The organism is Streptomyces sp. NPDC051051, from assembly GCF_040682975.1.
Classification (GTDB): Bacteria; Actinomycetota; Actinomycetes; order Streptomycetales; family Streptomycetaceae; genus Streptomyces.
In genome coordinates, this window is the sequence record NZ_JBFBCB010000013.1 from 137,892 (window position 1) to 144,332 (window position 6,441).

A 6,441-nucleotide genomic window follows, 5' to 3' on the forward strand; every position below is an offset into this window, starting at 1 on the left:
GAGCACAGGCCCGGACAGCCGCCGACCTGCCCAAGCCACCCAGGGCCATGACGCTGGCCGAGCGTCGCAAGCAGGTCGCGGAGGACCGGCACGAACGGTCGCCGATGCGCGAGTACATGAACTCGCCCGAGCGCGAGCCCCAAGGCAAGCCTCACAGTCGGCCGGGCAAGAACAGTGCCGAACGCGGTCCAGCCGCCGGGGGAAGCACAGCCGTCCAGCCCCTCGCGACGGCGGGCGACAACCCGACGTGGGTGTCCTCCTGGGCCGAGGCGTACCCGGGAATACTGTCGATCGGCGGGCAGGTAAAACTGCCCAAGCGGGGCTCGTCGTACACCGGGATGTGGCTGTACGTACGGGACGAGGCGGGCAACTTCGTCGTCCAGCAGGAGATCAAGAAAGCCACGGACGATCCGGCCGGCTCGACCGCCAACACCGGGGCCTGGTGCTACGACTGGTGGGGAAGCACTTCCTACCCCACCGACCAGTGCTTCTGGTGGGCCAGTAGCGAACTGGGTGGAATCCTGCAGGACGGCAAGAAATACTACGCCTGGGTCTTCCTGAACAGTGCCGACGGGACGTCGAGCCCGGGCGGGACCACCTCGCCGCTGGTGGAGGCGTTCTACACCCCGGTGATCCCCGGAGCGCAGGCGGGCATCTGCACCTGCTACGCACAGGCGCACCGCGCCGACCCGGTCAACACGGCCACCGGCATGTTCTACGAACAGCTCACCGACGCCTCCCTGGTGAGCCCCGGTGTGCCCCTGGCCCTGGAGCGCACCTACCGCTCCGACTCGACCGCCGTCGGCCTGCTGGGACGCGGCTGGGCGACCCCGTTCGACGCGAGGCTGACACTGGCGACGGACAAGGTGACGTACCGGACCGACGACGGTGCGTCGTTCGTCTTCACGCAGGCGAGCGACGGCACGTACACCGCCCCGGCGGGCTCCGCGGCCAAGCTGGTCAAGGGCACGAGCACGTACACGATCACCACACCGGACCACACCAGGCGCGTCTTCGACAGCGCCGGTCTGCTCACCTCCGTGGTCGACACCGCGGGCAAGGGACTGAGCCTGACGTACACGTCGGGCAGGCTCGCTTCCGTCAAGGACGCCGCCGGGCGCACCACCACCTTCACGACCGGCACCGACGGACTGCTGGCCGAGGTGGGCCTGCCGGACGGCACGTCGGTGTCGTACGGCTACACCGACGGCCTGCTGACCTCGGTGACCGACCCGGCCGACAGGACGTCGTCGTACGCGTACGACACGAACGAGCGGCTGTCCTCCTACACCGACCCGGCGGGCGGCAAGGTCACCAACGCCTACGACACGACGGGCCGCATCAAGTCCCAGACCGACCAGAACGACAGGACCACCACCTTCACCTGGGACGGCAGGAGCGCGTCGCACACCACGGCCCCCGACGGCGGCGTGTGGACCGACGTGTATGCCGGCAACGTCCTGATGGAGACGATCGACCCCTACGGCAAGAGCATCACCTACGACTACGACCGCCACCTGCGCCCCGCCGCCATCACCGACCAGCGCGGCAACACCACGCAGATGACGTACGACAGCGCCGGACGGATGCTCACCCGCACCGCGCCCACCGCCCTCGGCTACGCGGAGAGCTGGACCTACGACAGCGCGGGCAACATCACCAGTCACACCGACGGACGCGGCAACAAGACGATCTACGCGTACAACACGGCGAACCAACTCACCTCCACCACCGACCCGATGGGCGGCAAGACTCTCTACACGTACACCGCGCTCGGTTCCCTGGAGACCGTGACGACCCCGCGCGGCAAAGTCACCACCTACGGCTACGACGCGGCCGGCAACCGCACGTCGGTCACCACCCCACTGGGCGCCAGGACGACGTTCACGTACGACAAGGCCGGCCGGATCCTGTCCAAGACGGACCCGCGCGGCAACGTCGCCGGCGCCGATCCGGCCGCGCACACCACGACGTACACCTATGACGGGCGCGGTCTGCTCAGCTCGGCCACGGACTCTCTGGGCCGCACCACGACCTACGGGCACAACGGCGCCGAGCAGCTGACGTCGGCCAAGAACCCGGCGGGCGACATCACCACGTTCGCCTACGACGACGCCGGGCATCCGACCCGCACCACCGACCCGTCCGGCAACGCGGTCACCCGCACCTACGACGCGAGCGGACGCCTGGCCTCCGAGACCGACGCGGCCGGCGGCAAGACCACCTACACCTACGACAAGGTGGGCCGCCTGCTGAGCAGCGTCTCGCCACGGGGGAACGTCTCCGGCGCCGACCCGGCCGCGTACACCACGAGTTACACCTATGACGCGGCCGGAAACACCACCAAGGTCACCGGCCCCACCGGGGCGTCCGCCACCACGACCTACGACGCGATCAACCGGCCGCTCGTGGTCACCGACCCGCTGGGCCACACCACCGGCTACACCTACGACGCCAACGACAACGTCACCAAGACCACCGACGCGGCGGGCAAGACGGTCACCTCCGTCTACGACAAGAACAACCGGCTCACCAGCAGCACCGACCAGCTGAGCAAGACCACCGCCTACGCCTACGACGCCGACGGCAACCTGCTCAGCCGCACCTCTCCGCTCGGCCACAAGGAGAGCTGGACCTACGACGCCGACGGCCGCCAAGCAACCTCGGTAGACCCCCGCGGCAACGCCACCGGCGCCGACCCCGCCCAGTACACCACCACCTACGGCTATGACCCGGCCGGCAACCCCACCACCGTCACCGACCCGCTCGGCGGCGTGACCACCACCGTCTACGACGCGGTCGGCAACGTCACCAAGCACACCGACGCCGACAAGCGCGTCACCGCCTACGGCTACAACAAGCTCGACCAGCTGACCGAGGTCACCGCCCCCGGCGGCGCGGTCACCACCTACGGGCACGACAAGACCGGCAACGTCACCACCCGCACCGACGCCAACAGCCACGTCACCGCATACGGCTACGACGCGGCCCGCCGCCTCACCTCGGTCACCGACCCGCTGAACCGGGAGACCACGTACACCTACGACACCGCCGGCAACCTCACCAAGAAGACCACGCCCCGCGGAGCCACCGGCTACACCTACGACCCGCGCGGCCTGCTCACCAAGATCGACTACTCCGACTCCACCCCCGACGCGACGTTCGGCTACGACGACGCCGGACACATGACCACCCGCGCCAACGCGAAGATCTCCGAGGACTTCGTCTACGACGCGGTCGGCAACCTCACCAAAACCCGCGGCTTCGCCTACACCTACGACGCCGCCGGACAGATGCTCACCCGCAAATACGCCGACGGCAACACGATCACCTACACGTACGACAACGACGGCCGCACCGCGACGATGCTGGCCGACGGCAAGACCACCACGTACACCTGGGACCCGGCCGGCAGCCTCACCAGGTCGGCGCTGCCCAACACCGAGACCGAGGACCGCGCCTACGACCGGGCCGGCCGCCTCATTGCCGTCACCTCCTCCAAGGCCGGCGCCACGGTCACCAGAACCGCCCTCGCCCTCTCCCCAGCGGGCCTGCCCACCCACGTCGACGTCACCCGCGCGAGTGTCGGCACCGGCGGCTACGACCTGACCTACGACACGGCCGGCCGCCTCACCTCCGGCTGTTTCCCGCAGCCCTGGGTCACCGGCTGCGCCGCGAGCCGCACCACCGCCTACACCTACGACAAGGTCGGCAACCGGCTGACCTCCACCCTCGGTACCACCTCCACCGGCTACGCCTACGACGCGGCCGACCAGCTCACCTCCGCCACCACCGGCACCACGACCACCGCCTACGGCTACGACGCCGAGGGCAACCAGACCAAGAAGGGCGCCGACACCTACACCTACGACCTGGCCGGACAGATCTCCGCCGCCACCGTCGGCGGCAGCAGCTACACCTACGACCACGACGCCGAGGGCAACCAGGTCACCACGCTCAAGGACGGCGCGGTCACCAACCGCACCCAGTGGGATCCCAACGCACCCCTGCCGATCCTGGCCACCGAATACGACAGCGCCTGGACCGTCAAGCAGTCCTACCACTACGACCCCCTCGGCCAGCCCACCGCCACCAAGACCGGCTCCGGGACACTCTTCTACTACCACCACGACACCCAGGGCTCCCCGGTCGACGTCACCGGCAGCACCGGCACCCTGCACCAGCGCTGGGCCTACGACCCCTTCGGCACCCGCGTGCTGAACACCACCACCACCGGCGCACCCGCGAACACCCCGTCGTACACCGGCGCCCGCTACGAGACCACCACCGGCAGCCTCGACCTCCACGCCCGCCAGTACGACACCACCACCGGCCGCTTCACCCGGCCCGACCCCGCCACCCGCGCCCGGACGACCCCGTACGCCTCGCCCTACGCCTACGCCGACAACGTCCCCACCCTCCTGACCGACCCCAGCGGCCTGACCCCCGACGACCCGAACAACGACCGCGTCGACAGCCTCGGCGAGGCAGCGGGCATCTTCGGTGACGCCTTCGTCGACGTCTTCAAGTCCCCCTTCGTGTTCCTCGGTGACGCACACGACGCATTCACCGGCGAGAACGGCGGCGCCGGCGCCTTCGTCGACAAGTACCTCCCCGTCCGCCCCGCCTACCGCCTCTACCGCGCCGAGTACATGCTCCGCCAACAGGGCTGCGACGCACTCGCCGATCTGTACGCCGAAGCAGCCGAAGAACTCACCCAGCAGATCGCCCTCGTGGGAGTCGGCGGACTGACCGGCTGGCGTCGGGCGGCCGTGGCCCCCGAAACCGCGGCGGTCAATGTGGGGAACCTGAGGTTCGGCGTTGGAGGTGGCGGCGTGACCAGGGGATACGGAGGCATCCCCTACAAGACCCCGATCACGGAGCAGCTCAAAGCACTGGTGAACCCTCAAGGCGGCAACACGAACTGCCGTGCCTGCGCTGTGGCAGTCGACCGCCTGCTGGCCGAGGGATCTCCGTCCTCAGCGCCCGGAGGGCTCCGAGAGGGCTCCACAGCACCCATCGAAGCTTTGTACGGCGGACGCCAGTTCAAAGCGTCCACGCTCTCGGGCATCGTCAATCAGATCAAGAAGGCGGGAAATGGCGCCCGAGGTATCGTGATGGGTCAGAAGGGGAGGCAAGCCCATGTCTTCAACGTGGTGAACATCAAGGGAGACGTGGTGTTCCTGGATGGCCAATCAGGGCATGCCGATCTCTCGCCGTGGCGCAACTTCTCCCTCCTGAGGACAGATTGATGCTGGACATAGAAGAGGCGACCGAGCTGGCCAAGAAGTTCCTGGACGAGAAGGTCAGCCACGAGGGCATGACCCTTGCGCTCGTCGAAGGAGAGCGCACCCAGGTGGGAAGCACCTTCTACTTCGACTGCCAATCGGTCGCTTACCTCCGTACCGGGGACCTCCGGGACATGGCTGTCGGCACGGGCTACGTTCGCGTCGACGGGGAAACAGGGGAGTGCCGCATGCTGGGAGCAACCGAGTCCGCCCAGCTCGACCTGTTCTGACCTGCCTTGGCACGCCCTTTGGTGTGACGTCATGAGAAAACAGGCCGGTGGCATGCGGCGATGTCCGGCGCATGCCACCGGTCCGATAACGTCGCACGTCTGCGGGACACCGATCGGAGTCACGGGTCGGGGACGTTCTTCCGGGCGGGAAACGCCCCGATGCCGACGAGACACGCCCGGCGGACTCTGTCCGGCCCGCCGGGCATGGCGGCGGTACCGTCGCACGGGCCCAAGACGCCGGGGCGGTCGCGTCCACACGACCCGCGCAACCTCAAGGGGCAGGCAGTGTCGCGGAGGCGTCCCATTTCGCATGCACAAAGCATGTGGTCTGGTTGGTCGGGCGCAATCCCTGAGTCGCGTGTTGCGCACCGGGCATGCGACGCGTGTCGTTGCGGCATCTCTACGTCGGGTGCTTCGAGAGCGGACAACCGCATGCAACGGTGCCCATGCCTGACCCTGCAACCCACCTGTCCGGAAGCCTCGTCGGGCCGGACCTGCGGCTTTCCATCGAACGCCGCTGTCACACGCCTGTCACCGACTATGTCGGCCCCCGCGGACCGGAATTGCCCTGAACAGGCATTACGCGCTCATCCTGGACCGGCCAGGAAGCCCACGGACAGTATTTACCACCTGTGCCATGTCGTACCGCAGGACTCGCACGCCAACACCACAGATCACGGACCAAGATCCGGACCAGGTGCGGACCAACTCGGCTCAGCAGCAGACGATTCCACCCTTTGCCGCAGGTCAGAGGCGACGGTGAGCGCGTACCACCAGCAGACGAAGAACCTGCCGGTGAGCTACTCGCCGAAGAAGCTCGGCTTCTTCTAGTACTCCAGCAGGATTTCGCTGTCTGACCTGGTCTTTCGCCGGGCGGGCGGAGTGTAGCGCGGCTTCGATCGTGTGGGGGCGGTCTTACGGGG

General features: G+C 68.1%; 2 protein-coding genes. Both read left to right on the top strand.

Annotated features, from left to right (window positions below):
• Positions 1–47 precede the first annotated feature (47 nt).
• A complete protein-coding gene (locus AB0N31_RS13220) occupies positions 48–5,252 on the top strand; it encodes a DUF6531 domain-containing protein (RefSeq protein WP_366058461.1) in 5,205 nt (1,734 codons plus the stop codon).
• Positions 5,252–5,518, top strand: coding sequence for a YrhB domain-containing protein (locus tag AB0N31_RS13225; RefSeq protein WP_366058453.1), 267 nt, complete (start codon positions 5,252–5,254; stop codon positions 5,516–5,518). Before AB0N31_RS13220 ends, AB0N31_RS13225 begins: the two co-directional genes overlap by 1 nt.
• Positions 5,519–6,441: the final 923 nt, after the last annotated feature.

Bases quoted from the DNA above. Each gene is read 5' to 3' on its own strand.
- AB0N31_RS13220 (WP_366058461.1), top strand. From the start codon at position 48: ATGACGCTGGCCGAGCGTCGCAAGCAGGTCGCGGAGGACCGGCACGAA.
- AB0N31_RS13225 (WP_366058453.1), top strand. From the start codon at position 5,252: ATGCTGGACATAGAAGAGGCGACCGAGCTGGCCAAGAAGTTCCTGGAC.